Source organism: Paenibacillus sp. FSL R5-0636 (assembly GCF_037974255.1).
Classification (GTDB): Bacteria; Bacillota; Bacilli; order Paenibacillales; family Paenibacillaceae; genus Paenibacillus_AQ; species Paenibacillus_AQ odorifer.
The window spans coordinates 4,705,504-4,731,804 of sequence record NZ_CP150232.1 but is presented as its reverse complement, the minus strand read 5'-3'; the positions used below and the strand labels follow the sequence as shown (position 1 = coordinate 4,731,804).

Here is a 26,301-nt window from a genome sequence, read left to right as displayed (position 1 = left end):
TGATTGATCCAGGAGTGCTTGGAATTAATACGCCATTGCGCTCCTGAGAGCTTTTTTTGAACAGCTTAGAGAAATAAAGTCCTGTGATTTTGAAAGAAACGGTGTTCGCTTCGCTTTTTTGAAAGCGGCCGACAAACAATAGATGATTCATTACACGAATCAATACTGGAGAAGAAGGAGACAGGAAGATGGATCGTATGCTGAAAATAGGAATTACCTGTTATCCGTCTCTTGGCGGTTCAGGCGTAGTTGCGACTGAATTAGGTAAACTCTTGGCCGAGAAGGGTCATGAAGTTCATTTTATTACACATAGTATCCCGTTCCGGTTGGGAACGTTTCAGAAAAATATTTTTTATCATGAGGTAGAAGTAAACGATTATTATGTATTCCGCTATCCCCCGTACGATCTAGCGCTTGCTACGAAGATGGCTCAGGTTGCCAAAATGCAAAATCTGGATCTTCTCCATGTTCACTATGCAGTGCCACACGCAGTGTGTGCTTTCCTTGCAAAGCAAATGCTTGGGAACGATATGAAGGTTGTAACGACTTTGCATGGCACGGATATAACGGTGCTTGGTCAGGATGAATCGCTTAAAGATTTGATTCGCCTGGGGATTAATGAAAGTGATGCCGTTACGGCGGTCTCTCAGGATCTTATTAGAGAAACAAGGGATGTCCTCGATATTACCCGCGACATTGATCTCACTTATAACTTCGTGGATCATCGGGTCTATTATCCGCGTGATGTAACGGATCTGCGGGGAGATTTCGCAGCGCCTGATGAGAAGATTCTGATGCATATCAGTAATTTCCGTCCTGTAAAAAGAGTCAGCGATGTTGTTGACGTTTTTGCCAAAGTGAATCGTGAACTGCCTTCCCGCCTGCTGCTTGTAGGGGAAGGTCCGGATCTTCCCAAAATTCAAGCCAAAATTAGCGAAATGGGTCTGGAAGATAAAGTTCGTTTTCTGGGAAGGCAGGATGAAATCGCTCAGGTGATCTCTTTAGCTGATCTGCTTCTGCTTCCTTCCGAGAAGGAAAGCTTTGGTCTGGTTGCTCTGGAAGCAATGGCTTGCGGCGTACCGACGATTGGCTCGCAAACCGGAGGCATTCCTGAGCTTATAGAGCATGGAAAGACTGGATTCCTTGCACCGATTGGCGATACAACGACTATGGCTAAATATGCAGTTAAGCTCCTGTCGGATGAACGTATGGTGCAACAGTTCAGAGAAGCTTGTTTACAAACAGCCTGCAAAGATTTCTGTAAGGATTCGATAACGAAACAATATGAAGATATTTATTACCGGGTGCTGGGGCGCAAGGTACTTGGTCTGGACCCAGTTCGGGGGTAAGGAGTCACATATGGAATGGACAATGGCACCTTCTGCGATGGCAATTGCAGCGGAGATTGTAATTTCCGAGTTAACCCAAAATGGCCACGAGGCTTATTGGGTTGGAGGATGTATTCGCGATGAGCTATTAGGTAGGCCAGTGCACGATATGGATATTACAACCTCAGCACTGCCGGAGGAAGTGATAGCTATCTTTGCGCGCAGTGTGCCAACAGGATTAGCTCATGGTACGGTCACCGTGATACAGGATGGTTGCGGGTTTGAAGTGACGACATACCGGACAGAAAGTGGTTATGTAGACCATCGTCGTCCTGAACATGTTTTTTTCGTGAACGATGTGAAGGAGGATCTTCGTCGTCGTGATTTCACGATCAACGCGATTTGCTGTGGATTCAATGGGGAACTTATTGATCCTTTTGAAGGTGAGAAGGATCTACAGCTGCAGGTGATTCGCTGTGTAGGCGATGCGGAGGAGCGGTTTGACGAAGATGCGCTTCGTATGCTTCGCTGCATTCGGTTTGCATCGGTGCTGGATTTCTCCATCGCGAAGAACACGTGGAGGGGCCTGATGCGCCAGCGGGATAAGCTGGCGCATATTGCTGTGGAGCGAGTCCGCGCGGAGCTGGACCGCATCGTCGAGGGGCCGCATCCTCTGCGCGGCCTAGGCATGCTAGCACGCTGCGAGCTGCTGGCGCGCGGCAAAGCCCCGTTCCCCTGGACCGGAACCGATATGGCGGCTGCTGCCACCTTAACGGCCGGGATCGGGGAACTGGAGAGCGCCCGCCTGCGGTGGGCGCTTCTCCTCCATGCCCTGAAGCAGTCGGCCCAAGAGGCCGATGTGCTGCTGCGGGCATGGACGTTCTCGGGGACGACGCGGAGCGGCGTCGTCCAGGTGCTGCGGGTCCGCGAAGCTTGGACCGCTGCGCTAGAGGCCATGCCGCCGGATATGGGCGGCATGGAAGGTCTGCGGCGGCAATGGATCGCCGCTGTGCTGGCCTTCGGCGTGGAAGCCGCCGAAGGGTGGCTCTCGCTGCTGGCGATACTGCCAGCCGCCGCACCTACTCTTCCCACTGCGGCCTCTTCTGCCTTTTCCATCGTGGAATCGTCAGAGGCTGCAACCGCACCTGCCGCTGTAAATGTACAAGCGGCAAGAGAATGGATCGCGCAAATGCCGCTAACCAGCCTTTCGGAGCTTGAGATTACAGGCAATGAGCTGCTGGAGTCTTTGGACAAACGTCCGGGACCATGGCTCGGCAAAATGTTAAATGGACTCCTGCAAGCGGTCGCTTCAGGTGATTTACCTAATGATAAACAATTATTGCTGCTTGAAGCAAAAAGGATGGATGGACATGAGCGATGATAAAGCGCTGTCGCTAACTGAGCTGAAGCGAGAGACCTCCGCTTCGAATTGGATAGGCAACGTTCAGTTGCTGGAATCTGTGGTGTCCACACAAGAAGAAGCTAAGTTTTTAGCGGAAAACGGCGCGCCGGAAGGAACAACCGTCATCGCAGAAGAACAGACGGGTGCCCGAGGCCGAATGGGAAGAAAGTGGTTCTCTCCCCGTGGCAAGGGCATTTGGATGAGTATTGTGTTACGGCCCCAATTACCCTTGTCGGAGACTCCGCAGCTGACATTGCTGGCTGGAGTTGCCGTCTGCAAGGCAATTCGACGGGTGACCGGTGTAGATGCCGGCATCAAATGGCCGAATGATCTGCTCGCAGGCGGTCGTAAGATTTGTGGGATTTTACTCGAATCATCTCTAAGAGAAGGGGAGCTTCATTATTGCATTGCTGGAATTGGCATTTCCGCGAACATGACAGAGGAAGATTATCCCGATCATCTGCAGGAGGTCGCCACTTCACTTCGGATTGAGCGGGGGGGTGCTCCAGTTGACCGTTCTGAGCTGGTAAGGGCGGTTTTGGACGAACTGGATATGCACTACAATCTGTACATGAAGCAAGGTTTTAAACCTATAAAGGAGCTTTGGGAGTCCATGTCTGTGACTTTGGGGCGCCAGATCGCACTGAACAGCCCTCAGGGGCGTTCTGAAGGTGTGGTAGTGGGTTTGGATGAAATAGGTGGTCTACTGCTTAAAAACAGCTCAGGAGAGATCTCTAACGTATGCTCAGGTGAAATTGAACTTTTATAAGATTTATTTATATGACAGGGGTATCATCCCTTGTCATATTTTTTTTCGTGTAATTCCGCGCTCTTTTTGATATACTATGGGTCGGAGGCGGTATCGTTTATCGAACTGTACTCTTGAATTGTAGAACTTTTTTATATTTTTTATTACTGAAAGTACCTTCATAACTGCGTTTGACGGTTACGTTGGATTCTGCTCTGAGCCGTAAGGACCGAGACAGAAGGGACGATCGCAAGTGACTCTTTTTTGCCCTTCGGACCTTTTTAGCAAATGATTGCTAAAAGGTTTTTTTGTTGCGATTTTTACGGGCAGGTTACTTAAAAAAGGAGGACGAAAAGAGAAATGGCAAATAAACAAGCACTAAATATTGTAAAAATGAAAAAAATGAAAGCAGAAGGTGTGCCACTGAGCATGCTGACCGCTTATGATTATCCATCTGCAGTTCTTGCAGAAGAAGCAGGTATCGACCTTATTTTGGTTGGTGACTCTCTTGGGAATGTAGTCCTTGGATACAATACAACTTTACCGGTAACGATTGAAGATATGGTGTACCATACCCGCTCGGTAACTCGAGGAGCACAAAGTACATTTATCGTGGCTGATATGCCATTTATGACGTATCACGGGAGTATAGATGAAACCCTGCGGGGTGTGCGCAGATTGATGCAGGAAGGGCGGGCTCATGCCGTCAAAATGGAAGGTGGACTTGAGATTTGTGAGACTGTAGCTACGGTTGTGGCTGCGGGAGTCCCTGTGCTGGGACACATCGGGCTTACTCCTCAATCCGTGAATATGATTGGTGGCTACCGGATTCAAGGCAAAGACGCCAAGGATGCCCAACGCCTGATGGATGAAGCTAAGGCGCTTGAGGCAGCAGGTGCTTTTGCAATCGTTTTGGAGCTGGTAACGGAAGAAGTAGCCCAGGCAATTTCTGAAGCGCTTAGCATCCCAACCATTGGGATTGGTGCAGGCCGTTACTGTGATGGACAGGTATTGGTTTTCCATGATTTGCTGCGTTATGCCTCACCTTATCGTGAGAAACGTTTTGTCAAAACCTATGCGGATGTGGGTAATGTGATCCGTGAGGGCATCAGCCAGTATGTGAAGGAAGTGAAGGAACGTTCCTTCCCAGATGAAGGCCACGTTTTTAATGCAGATGAAACAGTCTTGGAATCTTTATATGGCGCTGCCAGAAAGGAAGGGAAATAAATGAGAGTCGTCAGAAGCATTGAGCAGCTGCGCGAAGCTTTGGAGTATATGAGACAAGGCGGGCACGCCCCGATTGGGTTCGTTCCTACGATGGGATACTTGCATGACGGACATGCCAGTCTGCTTCGCCGGGCTGGAGAAATGAGCAACACAGTGGTAATGAGCATTTTTGTGAATCCTTTGCAATTCGGGCCAAACGAGGATTATGATTCCTATCCGCGTGACGAGCGTCGTGATTTGGAACTCGCTGAACGAGAGGGAGTAGATATTGTATTTATCCCCAGTGTGGAAGAAATGTATCCGCAGCCTACTCGGACTACTGTCTCGGTATCGGAGCTCACTACCCGGCTATGTGGGGCTTCCCGCCCTGGGCATTTTGATGGTGTAACCACAGTGGTTAATAAATTCTTCAATATTGTACAGCCGGATTATGCTTTCTTTGGGCTGAAGGATGCTCAACAAGTTGCTGTGCTTCGCCGAATGGTGTCCGATCTTAATATGAATGTCGAAATTATTCCTTGTCCGATCGTTCGTGAAGGGGATGGACTCGCACTAAGCTCACGTAACGTATTTTTGTCTCCAGAGGAGCGTAGTCAGGCATTGGTGTTATCTCGTTCCTTACGTGAAGCACGTCAGTCTATTGAAGAAGGAAAAGTAACAACCGTTGCTGAAGTGCGGGAATTGTTGACATCGGTTATTTCCAGCTCACCTCTAGCGGTGATTGATTATGCGGAGATCCTAACATTCCCTGATCTTGAAGGATTAGAGGATGAAGCTCTTTTATCAGAAGTGGATGGGGAAATTATTATAGCGCTTGCCGTGAAGTTTGGCAGAACACGCTTGATTGATAATAATGTATTTATTCCAAAGGAGGTTGCTGCACTTGTTTAGACATATGATGAAATCCAAAATTCACCGCGCAACAGTAACGGAAGCGAATTTGAACTATGTGGGCAGTATTACCATTGATGAGAGCTTGATGGAAGCCGCGGACATTCTTGAGAATGAAAAAGTTCAAATTGTGGATAACAACAATGGTTCGCGACTGGAGACCTATGTAATTCCTGGACCGCGTGGAAGCGGAGTGATCTGTCTCAATGGTGCCGCAGCTCGTCTTGTTCAGCCGGGCGATACAGTAATTATCATTTCGTATGCGATGTTGTCCTCGGAAGAACTGGAGTCACATAAGCCAACGGTGGTATTCGTGGATGAGAATAACAAACCAGTGAAGCTGGCTGATCATGAATTGCATGCTACAATCGCTTAATGTATGGACTTACGCCATGTAATGAATGGCAGGGATGAAAGACCCCGATCTCGCAGAAAATGAAGTCAGGCAAGCTGAACTGATTTCATCTTCAGTAAGGGGGGATAGCCCATGTTTCAACATTTGTTTGCTGAAATGAACAAGGTGCTTCAGGAGATCGTAACAGATTACCCTACAGCGGAGGGTGCCCGCCGGAACGAGCTTTTATGCAATTATAATATGCTGCATAGACTGAGCGATAAAGTGATGGATGAATGGCTCGCTTTTGCTGAGAAGCTAAGTCACTTTCGCGAAAGTGCGGATTTTACAGCAGTGGTCGAAGAGGAAGTGCCGGAACAGGAAGCACCAGAGCTGTGTATGGATTCCTTTGTAAGAGGTCAGGGATATTATAAGCTGCTGATGTATGGAAAGTGTATTGATCAGTTTAAAGAAGTTATTGCGCAATACCCGGATAGCTTGGCTGCTCGATTATATTTAGCCATCTCTTATCTGCAGGAAGGTGACGGTGAAGCCGCTTGGAGTCATCTGAACCATATGCTGGGCTTGATACGGGAGACCAAGCTGAAAGCCATGGTATATAATGCTTTAGGCTGCATACGAGCCTCACAGGAACGTTTTAATGAAGCGCAGGAATTGTTTGACCTTGCCTTGCAGCATGACCCGGCGCTTCCGGAGCCAAACGTTAACTTAGAGGTATGCCGCCGTCGTGGAGGGAAGCTGCATTTTGGAAATCAGCTGGTTTCCCTTTTGTAAAAAAATAACGGTTTTAGAAATTTCTATTCAAGCGATGCATCCCCTGAACCAGTGGTGTGCATCGCCTTTTTTCGCAACTTCTGTTATGCTGATTAAGAGTCTCAATTGAAAGGGAATAGAATTATAATGAAATTTGCCGTGCTTGATTTTGAAACAACAGGAACCCAATCCGTGGGTGAAATTATCCAGGTTGGCCTTGCAATTATAGAAGAAGACCGGTCCATCTCCCGGGTATATGGTTCCTATGTCAAGCCCGGAACGCCGATTCCTCCTTTTATAACAGGTCTGACGGGGATTACCGATGATGATGTGAAGGATGCGCCTGAGCTGGATGAGATGATGATGGAGCTTGTTCCGCTCTTGGATGATGTTGTGCTTGTAGGGCATAATGTCGCTTTCGACTTCCATTTTTTACAAAATGCTTTAGATCGTTGTGGTTATTTGCCATTTCAAGGGCGGATTTTGGATACGATTGATTTTCTGAAAATTTGCTTTCCTTCGCTCACATCTTATCAGCTAGGCTCTGTCAGTGCTCATTTTGGAGTGACACATGATCGTCCGCATCAGGCAGATAGTGATGCACTTGCGACTGCTTTAGTGCTGTTGAAATGTCTGGAGGAGCTCTACGAGCTGCCGCTGCTTACGATCCAGAGACTCTGTGAGCTGTTTACCGAAGAGGATAGTGATCTGGGCTGGTACTTTGATGGTCTGCTGCGAGAGCGGGAAGCGGAGACGCTACAGCCCGAAGGTGATCTGACTTTCTATCGTCAATTAGCGCTTGCAGTAGGAGACTGGACGGAGTTAGCGCCACCTAGAGATGAGCAGGCTGAGAATCCGCTAGCGAATTTATCTTTTACTGATTATATGGACGAAGTAACCAAACGACTTAAAGACACATTACCGCAGTATGAAAGCCGGGAAGCTCAGGATATTATGATCAATGAGGTGATGACGGCACTTGCCGAAGACAAACACCTACTGATCGAAGCGGGTACAGGAACCGGTAAATCGCTCGGTTATTTGTTGCCTGCCATTTATCAAAGCGTTCGCACCAATGAAAAAGTCATGGTCAGCACTCATACCATTAATCTGCAGGATCAATTGCGCGAGCGGGATATCCCTTTGTTAACGCAGGTAGTTCCTTTTCCGTTTAAAGCTGCTATTTTTAAGGGAAGAGGACATTATTTGTGTCTGCGTAAGTTTGAGCATAAAATTAATAAAAAGGACTTTATAAGCCCAAGGGAAGATGCGCTTACTGCCGCTCAGATGATTGTATGGCTCACTCAAAGTGAATCAGGGGATGATGAAGAGCTGAATTTAAGCGGCCGGGGCGGTGATTTCTGGGAGACGGTGGCAAGCGATACCGATTCCTGTCTGGGCCGTTCCTGTCCGTGGTTCCGCAAATGTTATTATCATAGGGCCAAGCATGAAGCTGGGATTGCTGACGTGGTTATTACGAACCATTCCAAGCTATTCGCAGATGTTAAAGCTGGGCACCAGCTGCTTCCGGCTTACGAGCATCTTGTCATTGATGAAGCACATCATTTAGAAGATGTGGCTGGTAAACATCTTGGCATGCATATGAAGCATTTCACTGTGGCACACACGTTATCGCGACTGTATAAAGATAGCCGAAACGGACAGCTTCCTGCTCTGCGCCAGATCTTACAGTCGTCAGGCAGTGAAGAGGCTTCAGAATGGAGCGGAGTCATTGATCGGATCTACCCGGATCTGCTTACCGTCAAAGAAACCTGGGATGCACTCAGCGACAAGCTGTTCAGCCTTTTGCCGGAACGCAGTGATGCAGCAGCAGGGGAAGCGGGACAACTGGTTTTGCGTTTGCTTCCCGCCCGTAAGCCGAAGGATTGGGATGAATTAGTTGCGCTTGAGAACACTATGAATCTGACGTTAAGTGACATCATCCGTAAGGGTGATAAAATGCTTAATGAGATGCGTGACCAGGAAAGCCAATCCTCAGCAGACAGTCTTGTTACTGATATTAGCGGTTTATTTAAGGATTTGGCTTCCATACGTGAGCAAGTAAGATTCTTTATGGGGCTGAATGACGATAATGTAGTATATTGGCTGGAGGCAAATGGAAATTACCGCAGCAAATCACTGCAGATGTATGCCGTCCCTGTGGATGTTAGCAGCCAGCTTAAAGAGTTGTTCTTCGATAAGAAAAAAAGCATCGTGCTTACCTCGGCGACGCTGTCTGTAGATAAATCTTTTCAGTTTATGATTGATAATCTCGGACTTAACGAAGCTGCGGAAGAGGGACGTCTAATGACCTCACTCCTTCCTTCTCCCTTTAAGTATCGCGAGCAGGCGCTTCTAGTTATACCGCGTGATTTTCCTAGTGTGAAGGGCAGTGTGGGCGATGCTCGATTTGTCGATACACTCGTACAGTCGTTAGCAGAAGCTGCCAAAACAACACGTGGGCGGATGCTGGTTCTGTTTACTTCTTATAAAATGCTGCGTCAGGTATATGATCCGCTTAAAGAGGCTTTGGCCTCACAAGAGATTACGGTGCTTGGTCAAGGCGTGGAAGGTGGCAGCCGGAGCAAGCTGATCCGCCGCTTTCAGGACAGTGCAGCATCCGTTCTGCTGGGGACGAGCAGCTTCTGGGAAGGTGTAGATATTCCAGGTGAAGCACTGACTTGCCTGGCCATCGTGAGACTTCCGTTTCAACCGCCGAATCACCCGTTGGCGGAAGCGAAGTCGGAGTTATTGCAGGCTCAGAAGAAGAATCCGTTCATGAAATTGTCTGTTCCTCAAGCGGTTATTCGCTTTAAGCAGGGATTCGGAAGACTGGTTCGCACGGCGCAGGATCGCGGAATAGTTATTGTTTATGATACAAGGGTTATTGAATCTCATTACGGGAAGTATTTCCTTTATTCATTGCCTGGTCCCAAAATGGAGCATATGCTGACTGATCAAATGGTCCCCCGCATAGCGGAATGGCTAGAGGATGGCGGCGCTTCTTAAAATGCTCGTCTTCAGTTTAGCTCCTCCTTATCCTTAAGGGCGGTAAGTTACAGTACCGCCCTTAATAAGGAGAGGTATACGTTTGAATATGGATTTTCACAAGAACATTACTATTTTTAGGAGGAAAAATATGAAATCGGATAAAATATCAGAAGCCGTTGTTCGCAGACTACCTGTGTATTTGCGTTTTTTGAATGATCTCCAGAATCGCGAAATATTAACAGTTTCCTCTCAGGAACTTGGACAAAAGCTTGATCTTAATCCCGCACAGATTCGTAAGGATTTAGCGTATTTTGGTGACTTCGGCAGAAAAGGTATTGGCTATGATGTAACGTATCTTATTGAGAAAATCCGTCATATCCTGAAGCTGGATCAACAGCTTAATGTAGCTTTAGTTGGAGCAGGTAATCTCGGACATGCCTTGTCTAATTACAATGCATATCTCAAAGATACTATGAAAATCACCGCTATATTTGATTCGTACGCTCCTAAGGTTGGACGTAAGATCAACTCCCTTACTGTGCAACCAATGGATGAACTAGGCAGCACGATTCGTGAGCAAGGTATTCGCATTGCCATTATTACCGTACCTGATTCAGAAGCTCAAAATGTAGCAGATATTCTCATTTCTTCTGGGATTGAAGCAATTTTGAACTTTGCCCCTGTGATTCTGAAGACACCACCGAATATCCGGGTGCATGCAGCTGATTTTACAACTGATCTGCAAAGTCTTGCGTATTACTTGCGGGATGGAAAGGAAGAAAGCGAACATGAACAACAATAAAACGATAATTAAGGGCGGGTATTTTCTGACTCCGGGAACGGATGAGCCGGTTCTGAGTGGATATATGACTATTGAAGATGATTTAATCACTTACATAGGAAAAGAAGAGCCTCAGATGGAAGCTGGAGTGCAAGTGGTTGATGGCAGCCGTCTGCTGTTCATGCCTGGACTTGTAAACACACATGGTCATGCGGCGATGTCTTTGCTGCGTGGATATGGAGATGATTTAGCGCTACAAGTGTGGCTTCAGGAGAAGATGTGGCCGATGGAGGAAAAGTTCACCGGTGATGATGTATACTGGGGAACCTCCTTATCTGTATTGGAAATGCTGAAGGGTGGAACTACGACCTTCCTCGATATGTATGATCATATGGACCGAGTAGCTGAGGTAGCTGAGTTATCAGGTATCCGTTCCGTATTGATGCGTGGTGTGATCGGGTTATGTCCAGAGGATGTACAGAATCACAAGCTTGCGGAAGCGATTTCTTTTGCCCGTAACTGGCATGGAAAGGCTGACGGTAGAATTACTACTATGATCTCGCCGCACGCCCCTTATACTTGCCCTCCGGACTTCCTGGTTAAGTTCGTGCAGGCAGCGCATGATCTGGATTTACCGATGCATACGCATATGTCCGAAACGAAACGTGAAGTGGAACAAAATGTGGCGGATTACGGGTTGCGTCCTGTAGCTCACTTAGAGAAGCTTGGAATGTTCACACGTCCCTCGATAGTTGCACATGGTGTTCATTTAAATGATGAAGAGATTGAGATCTTGGCTCGCCATAATGTGGGTGTCTCTCATAATCCGGGCAGTAATTTGAAGCTGGCTAGCGGAGTGGCTCGGGTTACTGATCTTCTAAAAGCTGGTGTGAAGGTGTCTCTTGGCACGGATGGCGCGGCAAGCAACAATAACTTGGATATGTTTGAAGAGATGCGGCTTGCAGCTCTCATTCATAAGGGTGTCAGCGGTGATCCAACGGCTGTTCCAGCTCCAGAAGCTCTACGTATGGCTACAGAATATGGCGCCCAGTCCATCTTTTTAAATAATGTAGGTAGACTTGCTGTTGGGATGAAAGCTGATTTCATTGCAATTGATATAGATCAGCCGCATTTGCTGCCACACACAGATCTGTTGTCTCATGCAGTTTACTCTGCTAGCGCTAAGGATGTTGAGCATGTGTGGGTGAATGGTAAACAGGTCATCAAGCATGGACAATGCTTAACCCTGGATGAGGAAGCTATCCGGCGTAAAGCGCAAGAAGCCTTCGAAGGTTTATTGAAGCGTTAAGTCTGGAGAATAACGAATAAATAATAGGCTGCGACTTTTTGCTTTTAGCAAAAGTTGCGGCCTTTTGTACATTTTAAGGCTGGGAAAGCTAGAAAATTATGAAATTTTGGATAAACACGCGGGTGTGTTATATAATCAAAAAAGATATATTACTAGAAAGGGAGCTGTACCTTGAAGAAAAGGAAAAAATGGATCCTCCTGGGGTCAGTTCTGATTCTGCTCCTGGGGTTTGGACTTATCCAGTTCTATGCCTATATTATGAAAGATCAATGGAACGAGCAGGATATCGCCAAGGATGTTGCCAAAACCAGAGCGGGTCTAACAGAGGTAACCAAAGCACAAAAATCGGTTTGGGATGAAAATGCAGTGTACTGGGTTTTAACAGGAAAAAATGAAGCCGGGACTGCTCTTATGGTCTGGGTCCGCTTTACGGTAGATGGAAAATTTGCTGAAGGCGACGACGCAGTGTTTGCTGAGGAACTAAGTAAAGGAACCTCAGAAGCCCAAATACGCGGCATTATCAAAGCTGATCTTCCGGACATAACGATTGAACGCTTGCTGCCGGGAGTATATAACGGAGAGTATGCTTGGCAGCTTTTTTATAAACAGAGCGGTCGGTATTATTATCAATTTTATCGGTTTTCGGATGGGTCCCGAATGGGTGAAGGTTACAGTTTACCTAAAAGTTAAGCCGAACATAAGGAAATTAAGGGTGGCAATGTAAACAAGCGAACTTATTATAAGTTCGCTTGTTTACATTTATTTGATGTACAAAAGTGATATACTAAGTGATATACTGAATGGGTGGTTATCACCGAATATTCTCTTAAATTCACATACAAAAATAGGCCGATTGATTAAAAATCAAGGCCGATTTTGTCGAAAACGAGGAATATATTTGGTATTGATGGAAATATTTAAAAAATTAAATTTTAAATATATTCACATTTATTTTGAAATTAGTATATACACCTGTGATATACTACTACTTGTAATTAGAACAGCAATAAGAGACTTCAGTCTCTCTGATGAGCTCTCAAGTAGCTATAAATTATTATACTGAGCTTTATATTTTGTCATCTTTGAGAGGAGGACGTTTCTTGAAATTACGTCTTGTACCTGTGCTGATAACGTCTCTACTGTCGGCTACTCTATTGTTTGGTGGCTTCTTTTTGTATCGTCAGTTTGCAATGCAGGAACCACTTCAGAAGATTGTATCTCAATATGAGGGCGTCAATAATTCTCATATCAGTATTAACCGCAATGAGGTCACTTTGAAACTTGATCTCCAGCCAGGCACGAAATTACGTGAACTGGTTCAGTACGTCTCCAAAGAAGGAAAATCGATGATTGATGGACGTACACTGAAACTTGATGTAGAACAGAACTCCAGTGAACTGCTGGATGAATACTGGGATAAAGCGATGTTCTCTGTAGCTGAAGCCATGGAGAGCCGTAAATATACACTTATACCCACAGAACTTGATGGACTCAAAGCGCAATATCCGCAATATAAAAATGTGATAGCCTCAACAGAAATTGACGACAATAATGTCTATGTAAGCTTGAGTAATGGAAAAGAAAGCAAATTTATTATTTTGCCGCGCAAACCTGCGACATTGGGGGTATGGAATAATGCCTAAATACCTTAAAGAAATTCTAATTGGATTTGTTCCTGTCTTGTTTATTTTTATTGCTTTTCTAGGCATTAATATATTCCCGATTGTAATTGCTGCTGGGATGCTCACGGCTTTACTTATCATTGCTCATTTAAGAGGCGGACTTGCGGTGAATGCAGGTGCCGGGAAGAAACGCAAGAAGGATGGACCTTCAAAGCTTACTTTTGAAGAAATTGGCGGGCAAGACAATGCAAAGCAGGAGCTTCGTGAAGCGTTGGATTTTTTGATCCGGCATGAGGAAATCAGCAAATTCGGGATTCGGCCTTTGAAAGGGATTCTGCTTACAGGCCCTCCAGGAACAGGTAAGACCCTTATGGCTAGAGCAGCAGCACATTATACGAACTCTGTATTTGTGGCAGCATCAGGCAGTGAGTTTGTAGAAATGTACGTAGGTGTCGGTGCCGGCCGTATCCGCGATTTGTTTAAGGATGCCCGTACCCGCGCCCTTAAGGAAAACAAGCAAAGCGCTATTATTTTCATAGATGAAATTGACGTAATTGGCGGTAAGCGTGAAGGCGGACAGCAGCGAGAATATGATCAGACCTTGAATCAGCTGTTGACTGAGATGGACGGGATCTATAACAACGAAACGCCGCGCATTCTGCTGGTAGCAGCCACTAACCGTAAAGAAATGCTTGATTCAGCATTGCTGCGTCCTGGCCGGTTTGACCGTCATATTCAAGTGGACATGCCTGATAAAAAAGGCCGCAAATCGATTCTCGAATTGCATGCCAAAAATAAGCCGCTTCATGCAAATGTGAACCTCGACAAAATTTCCGAAGAAGCCTATGGTTTTTCCGGTGCTCAGCTCGAAAGTGTTATGAATGAGGCAGCAATTTATATGATGCGTGAGGAATTGACAGAGGTTGAGCAGCGGCATCTGTCGATGGCGATTGACAAGGTTATGATGGGGGAAAAAACGGACAGAGAAACTAATCACGAAGAGAAAAAACGGGTGGCGATCCACGAATTGGGACATGCCATTATGGCAGAGCTGCTGCGTCCGGGAAGTGTTAGTCAGGTTACGCTGACTCCGCGGGGGCAAGCCCTTGGTTATGTACGTCACAATCCTCAGCAAGAGCAGTATTTGTACACCAAAGATTATCTCGAAGATCAGATTATGATTGCACTTGGTGGAGCGGCTGCAGAAGAAATGTATTATGGCGGACGAAGCACAGGTTCGCGTGGCGATTTTGATCAGGCCCTGAATATTGTCGAAACCATGATGAAATCCGGATTGACTTCGTTGGGTATCGCCAAGCTGGAAATGGTTACCACTGAAGAGCTTATGAAGGAAAACAGTAAAATTTTGGATGAACTGATGGTTCGTACTCACGACCACCTTGAAAAGCAACGAAATGTATTTGATTACTCCCTTGACATTTTAATGAAGGAAGAAGTGCTCTCTGGAGAGCAATTTCGATGTCAATTTCGTGACAGCGTGCGTTTACCAGCATAAATATTTATGCTGGTTATTTTTTTTTACTTTTCAGGCATGCTAAGATATCATTATATGTCGGGCTTTATAAATTTTTGCGACAGACAAGGTACAATACAAAAGTATAGATACCTGAAAGGATGGAGACTTTTTTATGAATTTCAAGAAAATTGGTGTCATCGGCGGTGGCACAATGGGACAAGGGATTGCCGAAATGCTGGCAGCCAAGGGCCTGGATGTATTGCTGGTGGAGAAAACCCCTGAGAAACTGGACTACTCCTACGAAATGATCGAGACAAGTCTAGATAAGCAACTGGAGAAATGGGCGATCACTCAAGCTGAGAAGAAGCTGATTCTTAGCCGCATTCAAAAAGTGACACATTTCGCAGAGCTGAGCTCTTGTGACATGGTTATCGAAACAATCGTTGAGGATTTAGAAGAAAAGAAAAAAATATTAAATCAACTGGATCAAGTATGTCCAAACCACATTATTCTTGCCAGCAATACGTCAACACTTAGCTTGACTGAACTTGCAAGTTCTACAATGTATCCGGAACGCGTGATCGGAATGCATTTCATATACCCTGTAGCTAAAGTGGATCTTGTTGAAATTGTACGCGGTCTGAAAACTTCAGATGCTACTTTTGAAGATACAAAATCCTTTGTTGATGAAATTGTTGAGAAAAAAGGTGTAATGATTTATGAATCCCCAGGATTTGTAACATCACGCCTCATTTGCTTGTTTATCAATGAAGCTATGCACGTGCTGCAAGAAGGCGTTGCCTCCGCACAGGATATTGACGATGCTATGCGTATTGGTTATCAATTCCAATATGGACCGCTTGAAATGGCTGACAGATTCGGTCTGGATTCGGTTCTTGCTGCACTTGAAAATATGTTCCGTGAATATGGTGAGCTGAAATATCGTCCTTCCACGATCCTTAAGAAGATGGTGCGTGCAGGACAATTGGGTATGAAATCAGGCGAAGGCTTCTTCCAGTACGACAAGGATGGTGACCGTATATGAATATTCTAGTAATTAACTCCGGTAGTTCTTCTTTAAAATATCAATTGTACAATATGGCTGATGAATCCGTTTTGGCTAAAGGTTTGGTGGAACGTATCGGGATGGATTCCTCCATTCTGAACCATAAACCTACTGGTAAAGCTGAAGTAACAGAAGTAAGTGAAATTTTGGAGCATAACACAGCGATTCGTAAAGTTCTAGCTTGCCTAACGGATAAAGAGCATGGCGTTATTGAATCCATTAAAGAAATCAATGCTGTGGGTCACCGTGTAGTACATGGTGGTGAATTCTTCAAAGCTTCCGCACTTGTGGACGCTGATGCCAAGACTAAAATTCGTCAATTGTTTGACCTTGCACCACTGCATAACCCAGCAGCAATGATGGGGATTACGGCTTCTGAAGTAAATATGCCGGGTGTACCGCAGGTTGTTGTATTCGATACTGCATTCCACCAAACAATGCCTGAAAAAGCTTATATGTACGCGATTCCTAGAGTACTGTACAATAAATATAAAGTTCGTCGGTATGGCGCACACGGTACATCACACGACTTCGTAAGCAAAGCTGCTGCGGAGTACTTGGAGCGTCCGTTGGAAGATCTGAAGATCATTACTTGTCATATCGGTAACGGAGGTAGCGTAACTGCAGTTCAAGATGGAGTGTCTGTGGATACTTCCATGGGTATGACTCCTCTGGAAGGTTTGATGATGGGTACTCGCAGTGGTGATCTTGATCCAGCAATTGTTCCTTACGTGATGAACAAGGAAGAATTGTCCGTAGGAGAAGTTAACTCCATGTTGAACAAACATAGTGGACTCCTAGCAATTTCGGGCGTAAGCAGTGATATGCGTGATATTATTGAGGGTATGGAAAAAGGTGAGCCTAATTCCACGCTAGCTTTTGAAATGTATGAGTACCGCTTGCGCAAGTATATCGGTTCTTATGCGGCTGCTATGAACGGTGTAGATGCTATCGTATTCACTGCTGGTGTTGGTGAAAATGCTTCATTGCTACGTGAGAAACTGCTAAATAACCTTACGTTCCTGGGTATTGAGTTGGATGTTGAAGCTAACAAAGTTCGCTCCGGCGACCCGCGTCGTATCTCTACGGTAGATTCCAAAGTGCAGGTGCTTGTAGTTCCGACTAACGAAGAACTTGTCATCGCACGTGATACAAACCGTATTGTGCAAGGAATTAACGGCTAAATTAGAGGAGAGATTGAAGGCATGGCTAACAAGAGTGTAATCAAGAACGTGAATGAACATGTTGGAGAAAGTGTTGTTATCGGTTGTTGGGTAAACAACAAGCGCTCCAGTGGTAAAATTCAGTTCCTGCAGCTTCGCGATGGTACAGGTTATATTCAGGGAGTTGTAGTGAAATCAGAAGTGCCTGAAGAGGTATGGGACGCAGCTAAGAGCCTCACGCAGGAAAGCTCATTGTATGTGACTGGTATTATTCGTGAGGAGCCTCGCAGTCAATCCGGTTTTGAAATGACTGTTACCGGAATTGAAGTTCTGCACCTTACAGAGAATTATCCAATTACTCCGAAAGAGCATGGCGTTGATTTCTTGATGGATCACCGTCACCTCTGGCTCCGTGCCTCGAAGCAGCGGGCTGTTCTGGTTATTCGTGCGGAGATTATCCGGGCAATCCAACAGTTCTTCAACGAGAGCGGATTTACAAAGGTGGATCCTCCGATTCTGACGCCAACGTCAGCAGAGGGAACTACTAACTTGTTCCACACGAAATACTTCGATGAGGATGCTTACCTGACCCAAAGCGGACAGTTATACATGGAAGCTGCAGCTATGGCACTGGGCCGTGTATATTCCTTTGGACCAACCTTCCGTGCGGAGAAATCTAAGACTCGTCGCCACTTGATCGAGTTCTGGATGATCGAGCCGGAAATGGCCTTCACAGATCATGAAGAAAGCTTGAAGGTTCAGGAAGAGTTTATTAGCTTCGTAGTGCAATCCGTATTGAAGAATTGCCGTGCGGAGTTGGAAGCGGTAGGCCGCGATATTTCCAAGCTGGAGAATATCAAAGCACCATTCCCACGCATTACTTATGACGATGCGATCAAGTTCTTGAATGATAAAGGCTTTGAAGATATTGCTTGGGGTGATGATTTCGGTGCACCTCATGAAACAGCAATCGCTGAAGCATACGATAAACCTGTATTTATTACTCATTATCCTGCTTCATTCAAAGCGTTCTACATGAAGCCGGATCCAAATCGTCCTGAAGTCGTACTGTGTGCTGATATGATCGCTCCTGAAGGTTATGGAGAGATTATTGGGGGTTCACAGCGGATCGATGATCCTGCGCTGCTTGAAGAGCGTTATAAAGAGCACAATCTTTCGATGGATTCTTATAAATGGTACATGGATCTGCGTACTTACGGATCTGTACCTCACTCCGGTTTTGGACTTGGGCTTGAGCGTACTGTAGCTTGGATCTGTGGTCTTGACCATGTACGTGAGACTATTCCATTCCCACGTACACTGTACCGCCTCTACCCATAAGTTCTTAGGATTTGAACAAAGGGGGAAGCACATGGACGGCAAGACATGGAGTACCTGGAGCGAAGGCGTCTCCTTCGGTCTGGAGAACGGAATGGCCGTCATACCTTACGCTTTACTGAAGTATTACCGGAAGCTGAATTTAAGCGGAAGTGAAGCCATGCTGCTGATTCATCTGCTCTCCTTCAGGCAAGTAGAAGGGATTGAGTTCCCTTCTCTGGAGGAGCTTCAGGTTGTAACTGGTCGTAGCATTTCCGTTCTCGCCGGAGAATTGCAGAAGCTCATGAAGGAAGGTTTCATTAGCATCGATGGAGACAACGATGAGCTAAGAGATATCCATTATGAACGCTACAATTTCTCAGGGCTATATGGAAAGCTAGGTGCTTATCTTGCGACAGCTGTACAAGAAAATGAGCAAGATAAGGACAAGGGAGCATATGGAACATCAGCTCCCCGGGCTGCTGCGTCAGGTGGAGGATTCGGAACTCCCCCCACATCTCCTTCTTCACTTGGAGATAAAGAGGAGAGCCGGAATCTATTCAGTATTTTCGAGAAGGAATTCGGGCGCCCGCTGTCTCCAATGGAATGTGAGACGATTTCCAGCTGGGTGGATCAAGACCGATATCCTGAGGAGCTGATTCTGTTAGCACTCAAGGAATCCGTATTTGCGGGGAAGGTTCATTTTCGTTATATCGACCGGATATTGCTGGAATGGGCCCGTAACCGGGTCAAGAACGCTCAGGATGTTAAGACGTATACACAAAAATTCCGCAATGGTGGAAGATAGATCGTTTAGGAGAGAACCGTATTGCTTTAGCTATTGCTAGAGTCTGTACGGTTCTTTTTTTATTTTTTTAGATAAGTGCAGGGGTAGGCGAAGAACTCAGCGTCTATTGCTGTGGGAAGGAGGGGAGAGTCATTGAGGAAGAGCTATTAATCAAGCGGATTTGCCAAGGAGACGAAGATGCGTTTCGCCAGTTTGTAAATACATACAGTCAGCATATATACAAAATCACCTATTCTGTATTACGTGAAGTCAAAGGGGCTGAAGACGCTGCTCAGGAAGCTTTTCTCCAGATGTATAAATCTCTCCCTGACTACCGTTATCAAGGCTTAAAATCATGGATTACGCGGATCGCCTTAAATAAGGCTATTGATGCCAAACGTAAACGTGATCGGCTACGAGAGTTACCTGTTGACTATGAGCTTGTGCTGAGCCAGACACCTTCTAATGAGGAGGATGTACTAGCCACTGTTGTCCGTCGTGACCGGATGAATCGTCTGTCGGGTGAGATCAACAATTTACCGGAGGGTCATCGGGAAATTATGGTGGCTTATTATCTGGAAAATAAAAAATATGAGCAAATTGCTGCTGAAAATGAAATTACTCTGAAGACGGTGGAGTCCAGACTATATAGGGCGAGACAATGGATGCGAAAACATTGGAAGGAGGACGAATGGCTATGATGAAGAGTGGAGAAAACCTAAATCGCCGCGAGCAGGCAAAAGCTTATCTTGAAGGGCAAGAAGATAGTATAGAGCGAGATGAATGGGAACAATTGCTGCTCAAGGATGAAGACACATTTGTTTCGTACATGGAGATGCTGGATGAGCTAAAGGAGGATCTGCCTTCATTGGAGAATTCGTCTGCTTTTACAGAGAGAGTTATGGGAGATTGGGTTGCTACGGTGAGATCTTCAGTAGTCATAGAAGAAGTAGCGGGGCAAGAAGAAGGATCACGGCGTTATCGCTGGTATGAAAAAACAATCTTTCATTATGCCGTTGCTGCTTCGTTAACGCTGTTGATTATGTCTTCCGGGATGTTTGATAAGTTACTCACGGGTGAAATGGAGCTTATTGTCCCTAAGAAAGATAATTCGCCATCTTATAGCGAACAATTCATGCAAGCCACCAGCGGATGGTTGAGCCGGATTATGGACGGAAGACAGAAATGAGAGGAGAAATGAACAATGCAACAGCAGCGTAATAAAATTAAGGGTCTTTTTCTTAATATGATTCCTGGAGCAGGTCATTATTATATGGGAAGACGCCCACAAGGGATTGTTTATTTTTTGCTAAGCTTTGGTGTGTTATTTATGTCATTCTTAATCGCTATGGCTGAAGGGGATGAGGGAATTCTGGCATTGGGAGTGATCGGATTCTTACTTCTATGGATCCTTTCGATGATTCATCTGGTAATTAAATTACTGCAAATGCCCACTCCAATTGTAGCGCCTGATGGATCAATGCTGGATTTTAGTTCTACTATGCCCGTAAAGACGGAGGATAATGAACGTGTGCATGTCATCTTATTGTCTTTCATTCCTGGATTGGGTCATTTTCATATGGGGCTGATGCAGCGTGGACTATCCTTTCTGATTTCTTTTTTCGGATTCATGACCGTTATGTTGTTCTTGGCCGGAATTACTTCGAGTGATGCATTTTTGCTGCTGTTTGGAGTATTGCCAGTAATTTGGCTGTATTGCATGTTTGATGCAGTTCAGTTGATCCATCGTAAACAAGCAGGAGAAATGCTTGTTGACCGCACATTATTCGAAGAGATGGAGGCTGGACGTGAGGAAGGACGACGCAGCAAAGTATTAGCGACATTACTATCCGCATTTCCTGGTGCTGGACAGATGTATCTGGGACTGCAAAAAAGAGGGCTCCAGCTCATGCTTCTTTTCTTAGGAAGTATTTATGTCATGGATCTATTGCGGTTAACATTGCTCTTTTTCCTTATCCCGGTCATTTGGTTCTATAGCTTATTCGATGGCTTACAGTTAGTTAGCCGATATGGACGTGAACCTTTGCAGGATAAGCCGGTTATCGAAGGTTTCTTAAATCATCAAGGCTGGCTCGGAGCAGTCCTGATGTGTCTCGGATTATACTTTATTGTTGTGAATGTCGCAGTTCCTGCCATCGATATCAGATTTCCAGAATGGCGGCTGGAATATCGCGTAAATGAATATTTTAAGACCATTGTCGTCTCCGTGTTATTGATTGGTGGTGGGGTGAAGCTGATGACTGGAAGTAAGAATAATAAGAGTAGAAAAGGGGCGGGGGGTCAATCTTGAATAATCCAGTAGAAGTAGAGCCGGGAGTCATGGTAACTAGCGAGTTTCCAGTGAACGAAGGGAAATCTAGAAGTTGGCGTGTAGGTACGTTGTCGATGGGACTGAGCCTTTTATTTCTGGGGGCATTAATAATGGTCTCGCAGTGGAAAGGAGCGGATGTGTTCGAGACAACGCTTGCTTGGTGGCCGCTCATTTTTATCTTACTTGGTTTAGAAATTGTAATTTACACCTTATGGTTCCGTGGTAAAGGGAAAATGTACTATGATGTGCTAAGTGTTCTGTTCGTCGGATTTCTGGCAGTGTGCTGTTTAGTATTCGCAGGAGTCAGCTCTTTAGGATTAACACAAGAACTTAGACATGTGATCTCATCTACGGAGGAGAATTATTCCTTGCCGGAATGGAAGGGGAATGTTCCACAGGGTGTAGGCACACTTATAATCCAGGCTGCTGAACCTTATGGAATTATGGTTGATCGAACGGCTGGGAACGAGTTGAATGTATTTGGGAGTTATTCCACGGCAGAAGGGCAACTCAAGCAAGAGCAAGAGAAGCGGCTGTTGCAAACTAAACAAGTCGGAGACACATTTTACGTCATTTTAGGAGACATACCTAGACATCTAGTATTCGATAACTCCAGGAATGCATTGAACGTGACCATTGCGGCTCCTGTAAATCTAAAGGTAATCGTAAGAGATAATTATGGAAATGTTGTAACAAGATAAAAAAAAGATCGCTTCCCACCCGATGAGGGGATGGGCTGCGATCTTTTTTTGGTTAAGAACGAAGCTCTTTCTCTAGGGCAGCACCCATTTCACGTGAGCGCTCGGCACATCGGTTAACTGCAGCAATCACAGTTTCAAAGAATTCCCCTCGTTCAAGCACTTCTATAGCTGCTTGTGTTGAACCGTTAGGGGAAGTAACCTTCTTACGGAGTGCTGCGGGTTCTTCTCCCGTCTGTTGTACCATTCGGGCAGCACCCAGCACTGTTTGAACAGTTAATTCGGTGCTTTGATCAAGTGGCAGCCCACCACGGATACCAGCGGCGATCATGGCTTCCATCATGTAATAGATATACGCAGGCCCGCTGCCTGAAATTCCGGTCAAGGTTTCCATACGTTCCTCATCAATGACTGTTGTAAGCCCGACAGCCTCAAAGATATTAAGAGCAAGGCGACGGCCACTTTCGTCTACTTCTTTGGAGAAGGCTAGACCAGTGGCACCCAGACCGATGGAACTGGAAGTGTTAGGCATTGTGCGAACAATAGGCTGTGCTTTGCCAAGTAGACCTTGCATGGTGCGAATAGATAGACCTGCAATGACAGAAACTACGATCTGATCCGGAGAAAGAATTGGACCTAGTCCGCGTAAGGATTCTGCAGCATCTTTAGGTTTCATTGCCAGTACTATTACTGGTGCGTTCCGTAAGTATTCTATTTTTTGTTCGGGATCATTTGTGCCTATTACACCATAACGGCTTTTTAGTTCTGCCAGACGTTCACTGCTGCTGCGATTGAGCATGATGACATTATCGGACTTCACGATATTGCGGCTAATCATCCCGCGAACGATAGCTTCTGCCATGGAGCCTGCGCCATAAAAAACAATATTATGATTCATGAGTGGAACTGATGGTTGCTGACACATGGCTAAAATCCTCCTAAAAGTTGTGTGATAGAATACTTAAACGTGTATACTAACCCCGAATTTGTCCCGTTCCGTAGATCTTATATTTGGTTGAAGTTAGAGCAGGCAGACCCATCGGGCCACGAGCGTGGAGTTTCTGGGTACTAATACCAATCTCTGCACCGAATCCAAATTCAAAGCCATCCGTGAAGCGGGTTGAGGCATTGTGATAAACAGCGGCAGCATCCACTTCTTGTAAAAAGCGTGTGGCGTTCTCCTGATCTTCTGTTACGATACATTCCGAATGTTTCGTACCATACTGGGCGATATGCTGCATAGCTTCTTCCAAATCACTGACGATTCTAATATTAAGGATATAATCGTTGTATTCTGTAGCATAGTCTTCTACGGTTGCAGGTAATACCCATGGGACAAGAGAGATGGTTTGTTGACAGCCGCGAAGTTCTACATGAACCTCACGGAATGCTTCGGCTAAGGATAACAGATATTTGCTCGCGTAATCCTGATGAACGAGTAGTGTTTCCATAGAGTTACATACCGAAGGGCGCTGAGCTTTGGCATTTAAACTAATGTCCCGTGCCATTTCTGGCAAGGCAGTTGTGTCGAGATAAGTATGGCAGATGCCTGCTCCAGTTTCAATTACGGGAACGGTTGCGTTAAGGACTACATTTTGAATAAGAGAGCTGCCTCCGCGCGGGATGATCACATCTAAAAGTCCGTTCAGCTTTAGCATTTCATCTACTGAAGAACGATTTGGGTCTTCAATCAGCTGAAGCGCGTTAGGCGGCATTGAGGTTTCAGCAAGAGCATTGTGCAGAACCTCGACAATTTTACGGTTGGAGGACAGGGCAGAAGAGCCACCGCGCAGCACAACAGCGTTGCCGGTTTTGAGACATAGACCTGCAGCATCAACAGTTACATTGGGACGTGCCTCGTAGATGATGCCGATCACACCAAGCGGAACACGCAGCTTCTGGATGTTGAGGCCGTTAGGACGTTCAATGCTTTCTAGCGTGTCACCGATAGGATCCGGTAATATAGCGATTTGTTGCAGGCCTTCGGCAATGCTGTTAATCCGGTCCACATCTAACGCCAACCGGTCGAGCATGGATTCCGGAGTTCCATTAAGTCTTCCTCGTTCCAAATCCTCCGCGTTGGCGGCGATAATGGCGGGAGCTTCGCGGCGAAGCGCATCGGCCATGACCAGCAGTGCTTCATTCTTCTGGCCAGTTGTTAAGCTTGCTAGAACTCCTGTAGTCTCCTTGGCTAATTTACTCTTATTAATTACTTCACTCATGACGATTCCTCCCTATATTTGAATTGAAAAAAATGTTTATCTCAGTGTAATCCATTCGTCACGGTGAATGACCTCAAGCCGGTGTACTTCTCCCAGCTTTGGTACAATCTCACGGCTTGGCAGACCTTGAATGCTGCGCAGCTGAGCATCATCGTAATTTACAATCCCACGTCCAAGCAATTTGGAGTCGGGTCCAAGTACTTCTACAACATCTCCTGCGTGAAAGCTACCCTCTGTCTGTTTGACGCCTACAGGCAACAGGCTGTGACCGCCATGAAGCAAAGCTTCTACAGCCCCTTCGTCCACGTATAGGGAGCCGAGAGGGGTAGACATAAAGCCAAGCCATTGCTTTTTGACGGGGAGAGAGGATAGCTTCGTTGCAAAATAAGTGCCCCTGCCTTCTCCTGTTGCAGCAAGCTGTAAATCTCCAGGTTCGGTGGCTCTTCCGACAAAGACAGGAACACCACCTCGAGTAGCGATCTTGGCCGCATCGATTTTTGATCGCATACCGCCTGTTCCAACACTAGAGCCAGCTCCACCAGCAATAGCATATATCTCCGGTGTAATGTCATCTACGAACTGATAGCGGACAGCATCCGGATGCTTGCGGGGATCTCCACTGTATAAACCATCCATGTCGGTTAAGACAAGTAGTCTAGAGGCTTTTAACAGGTTGGCTACTAGCGCAGAGAGGGTATCGTTATCGCCAAATTTCAGTTCATCTACGGAGACAGTGTCATTTTCGTTAAATACGGGCACCGCTCCTTGGCGAAGTAGCTCTTCTACAGTCATCATAGCGTTATTCATGGCTCTGCGGCTGCAGAAATCGGTGCGAGTCAGCAATATTTGCGCGGTAGTAATTCCATGCTGGGCAAAAGCTTCCTGATAGGCTTGCATCAGCAGTACCTGACCCACAGCCGCAGCGGCCTGCTTCTCATGCAGCAGCTTCGGACGTGCTGGATAACCGATACTGCGGAAGCCGGCGGCTACCGCACCAGAGGTTACTAACAACACCTCACAGCCGTTTTTCTTCAACTCGGCAATCTCTGAGGCAAAAAAGGAGACTGCTTCACGATTCAAACCGCCCTCGGGTCCGGTCAGCGAGCTGCTGCCTATTTTGACCACGATTCGCGTCGTCATTTCTGTCCACATCCTCTTCGTTTATTAAGTCCTGAAAACAACAAAAAGCCCCCATCCTTAGACTTAGCAAAGGACGAAAGCTTATAAACTTCCGCGGTACCACCTTCATTGATGAGGGATCATCCGACTTCATTCTCATAACGGGAGGATCCGTCCTGTTTGACACAGGCCGCTCGGGGGTAGGATTCGGAACGAAAACCGCGGTAAATTCTTTCAGCCTGTCGGAATCTACTCTCTAGGCGCGGTTAGACTCATTCTTACTGGTCCCGTCTGCACGTTTCACTTATTTTCAATAGAATACCATGGAGCTCGTTGCATTGCAAAGGGAAAACGTAGGATATATTTCTTCATGCAGAAAGCTCTAAATATTATGTTTAACCTCAAAGAGAAGGGGTAAAGAACTTATAATCTGTTACCAGGAGGTGGATTAAATTGACTAAAGACAACAATGCCGAGCAGGGACAGAATCAAGATTCAAACGAAGTAGCAGAGCTTCAGAATAGTGTGACTCGTGAATTTGTGGAAGAGCACACCGGGGCTCCAGTTGATAAGGGATTGGCTGATTCAAGTAAAGCACATGTGTCGGATGATCAGAACCGCCTGATTACACAGCGTAATTTGCGTAAATAATCTAGTACTGTTAAAAGAGGTTTACCTGAAAAAGTGCCCCGACAACCACGCGAATGGTTACT

25 protein-coding genes are annotated in these 26,301 nt (G+C 45.9%); 22 read left to right on the top strand and 3 right to left on the bottom strand.

Annotated elements, in window-relative coordinates:
- Positions 1-188 precede the first annotated feature (188 nt).
- From bshA to MKX34_RS21435, 21 genes are all read left to right on the top strand, one after another.
- Positions 189-1,349 (top strand): N-acetyl-alpha-D-glucosaminyl L-malate synthase BshA, encoded by a 1,161-nt coding sequence (gene bshA / locus MKX34_RS21535; RefSeq protein ID WP_038572418.1) that lies wholly within the window; start codon positions 189-191, stop codon positions 1,347-1,349.
- Positions 1,350-1,359: 10 nt separating this feature from the next.
- The gene (locus tag MKX34_RS21530; protein WP_076297400.1) at positions 1,360-2,709 is read left to right on the top strand and encodes a CCA tRNA nucleotidyltransferase; all 1,350 of its coding nucleotides are present in this window, start codon (positions 1,360-1,362) and stop codon (positions 2,707-2,709) included.
- Positions 2,699-3,499, top strand: coding sequence for a biotin--[acetyl-CoA-carboxylase] ligase (locus MKX34_RS21525; protein WP_051490911.1), 801 nt, complete (start codon positions 2,699-2,701; stop codon positions 3,497-3,499). The genes MKX34_RS21530 and MKX34_RS21525 overlap by 11 nt, the downstream gene beginning before the upstream one ends.
- Before the next feature lie 339 nt (positions 3,500-3,838).
- Complete coding sequence (panB, locus tag MKX34_RS21520) at positions 3,839-4,705, top strand: 3-methyl-2-oxobutanoate hydroxymethyltransferase (RefSeq protein ID WP_036676283.1); 867 nt, start codon at positions 3,839-3,841, stop codon at positions 4,703-4,705.
- Complete coding sequence (gene panC / locus MKX34_RS21515) at positions 4,706-5,596, top strand: pantoate--beta-alanine ligase (RefSeq protein WP_036676286.1); 891 nt, start codon at positions 4,706-4,708, stop codon at positions 5,594-5,596.
- Positions 5,589-5,972 (top strand): aspartate 1-decarboxylase, encoded by a 384-nt coding sequence (gene panD / locus MKX34_RS21510; RefSeq protein ID WP_036676288.1) that lies wholly within the window; start codon positions 5,589-5,591, stop codon positions 5,970-5,972. Before panC ends, panD begins: the two co-directional genes overlap by 8 nt.
- Positions 5,973-6,083: 111 nt before the next feature.
- Positions 6,084-6,725 (top strand): hypothetical protein, encoded by a 642-nt coding sequence (locus MKX34_RS21505; protein WP_038572413.1) that lies wholly within the window; start codon positions 6,084-6,086, stop codon positions 6,723-6,725.
- A 126-nt stretch (positions 6,726-6,851) separates the two neighbouring features.
- Complete coding sequence (dinG, locus tag MKX34_RS21500) at positions 6,852-9,713, top strand: ATP-dependent DNA helicase DinG (RefSeq protein ID WP_076297401.1); 2,862 nt, start codon at positions 6,852-6,854, stop codon at positions 9,711-9,713.
- A gap of 130 nt (positions 9,714-9,843) precedes the next feature.
- A complete protein-coding gene (locus MKX34_RS21495; RefSeq protein WP_036676294.1) occupies positions 9,844-10,497 on the top strand; it encodes a redox-sensing transcriptional repressor Rex in 654 nt (217 codons plus the stop codon).
- Complete coding sequence (locus MKX34_RS21490) at positions 10,484-11,785, top strand: amidohydrolase (protein WP_076127547.1); 1,302 nt, start codon at positions 10,484-10,486, stop codon at positions 11,783-11,785. The genes MKX34_RS21495 and MKX34_RS21490 overlap by 14 nt, the downstream gene beginning before the upstream one ends.
- Before the next feature lie 171 nt (positions 11,786-11,956).
- On the top strand, positions 11,957-12,475 hold the full coding sequence (locus MKX34_RS21485) for a DUF5590 domain-containing protein (protein ID WP_076101457.1): 519 nt from the start codon (positions 11,957-11,959) through the stop codon (positions 12,473-12,475).
- A 410-nt stretch (positions 12,476-12,885) separates the two neighbouring features.
- The gene (locus MKX34_RS21480) at positions 12,886-13,428 is read left to right on the top strand and encodes a hypothetical protein (protein ID WP_076297402.1); all 543 of its coding nucleotides are present in this window, start codon (positions 12,886-12,888) and stop codon (positions 13,426-13,428) included.
- Positions 13,421-14,923 (top strand): AAA family ATPase, encoded by a 1,503-nt coding sequence (locus MKX34_RS21475; RefSeq protein ID WP_076297403.1) that lies wholly within the window; start codon positions 13,421-13,423, stop codon positions 14,921-14,923. The genes MKX34_RS21480 and MKX34_RS21475 overlap by 8 nt, the downstream gene beginning before the upstream one ends.
- 133 nt (positions 14,924-15,056) lie before the next feature.
- On the top strand, positions 15,057-15,929 hold the full coding sequence (locus MKX34_RS21470; protein WP_036676304.1) for a 3-hydroxyacyl-CoA dehydrogenase NAD-binding domain-containing protein: 873 nt from the start codon (positions 15,057-15,059) through the stop codon (positions 15,927-15,929).
- Entirely contained in the window at positions 15,926-17,134 is a 1,209-nt protein-coding gene (locus tag MKX34_RS21465; RefSeq protein WP_036676305.1) for an acetate kinase, read from the top strand. Before MKX34_RS21470 ends, MKX34_RS21465 begins: the two co-directional genes overlap by 4 nt.
- A gap of 21 nt (positions 17,135-17,155) precedes the next feature.
- Positions 17,156-18,454, top strand: coding sequence for an asparagine--tRNA ligase (gene asnS / locus MKX34_RS21460; RefSeq protein WP_036676308.1), 1,299 nt, complete (start codon positions 17,156-17,158; stop codon positions 18,452-18,454).
- 31 nt (positions 18,455-18,485) lie between these two features.
- Positions 18,486-19,238, top strand: coding sequence for a DnaD domain-containing protein (locus tag MKX34_RS21455; protein WP_038572407.1), 753 nt, complete (start codon positions 18,486-18,488; stop codon positions 19,236-19,238).
- A gap of 71 nt (positions 19,239-19,309) precedes the next feature.
- Positions 19,310-19,918 (top strand): sigma-70 family RNA polymerase sigma factor, encoded by a 609-nt coding sequence (locus MKX34_RS21450; RefSeq protein WP_176462568.1) that lies wholly within the window; start codon positions 19,310-19,312, stop codon positions 19,916-19,918.
- On the top strand, positions 19,909-20,406 hold the full coding sequence (locus MKX34_RS21445) for a hypothetical protein (RefSeq protein WP_339203359.1): 498 nt from the start codon (positions 19,909-19,911) through the stop codon (positions 20,404-20,406). Before MKX34_RS21450 ends, MKX34_RS21445 begins: the two co-directional genes overlap by 10 nt.
- 15 nt (positions 20,407-20,421) lie before the next feature.
- Complete coding sequence (locus MKX34_RS21440; protein WP_036676314.1) at positions 20,422-21,528, top strand: hypothetical protein; 1,107 nt, start codon at positions 20,422-20,424, stop codon at positions 21,526-21,528.
- Positions 21,525-22,250: a hypothetical protein gene (locus MKX34_RS21435; protein WP_051490914.1), complete on the top strand. Its 726-nt coding sequence runs from the start codon at positions 21,525-21,527 to the stop codon at positions 22,248-22,250. Before MKX34_RS21440 ends, MKX34_RS21435 begins: the two co-directional genes overlap by 4 nt.
- 52 nt (positions 22,251-22,302) lie before the next feature.
- Here the strand turns inward: MKX34_RS21435 and proC are convergent, their stop codons facing one another.
- From proC to proB, 3 genes are read right to left on the bottom strand one after another with little or no spacing between them, the layout of a single operon-like run.
- The gene (gene proC / locus MKX34_RS21430; RefSeq protein WP_076297405.1) at positions 22,303-23,172 is read right to left on the bottom strand and encodes a pyrroline-5-carboxylate reductase; all 870 of its coding nucleotides are present in this window, start codon (positions 23,170-23,172) and stop codon (positions 22,303-22,305) included.
- Positions 23,173-23,221: 49 nt separating this feature from the next.
- On the bottom strand, positions 23,222-24,469 hold the full coding sequence (locus MKX34_RS21425; protein WP_076297406.1) for a glutamate-5-semialdehyde dehydrogenase: 1,248 nt from the start codon (positions 24,467-24,469) through the stop codon (positions 23,222-23,224).
- 36 nt (positions 24,470-24,505) lie between these two features.
- Positions 24,506-25,609 (bottom strand): glutamate 5-kinase, encoded by a 1,104-nt coding sequence (proB, locus tag MKX34_RS21420; RefSeq protein WP_076101454.1) that lies wholly within the window; start codon positions 25,607-25,609, stop codon positions 24,506-24,508.
- Between the two features lie 432 nt (positions 25,610-26,041).
- On the opposite strand from proB, the gene MKX34_RS21415 reads away from it, so the two are divergent.
- Entirely contained in the window at positions 26,042-26,239 is a 198-nt protein-coding gene (locus tag MKX34_RS21415; RefSeq protein WP_036676321.1) for a hypothetical protein, read from the top strand.
- The last annotated feature ends 62 nt before the right edge of the window (positions 26,240-26,301 follow it).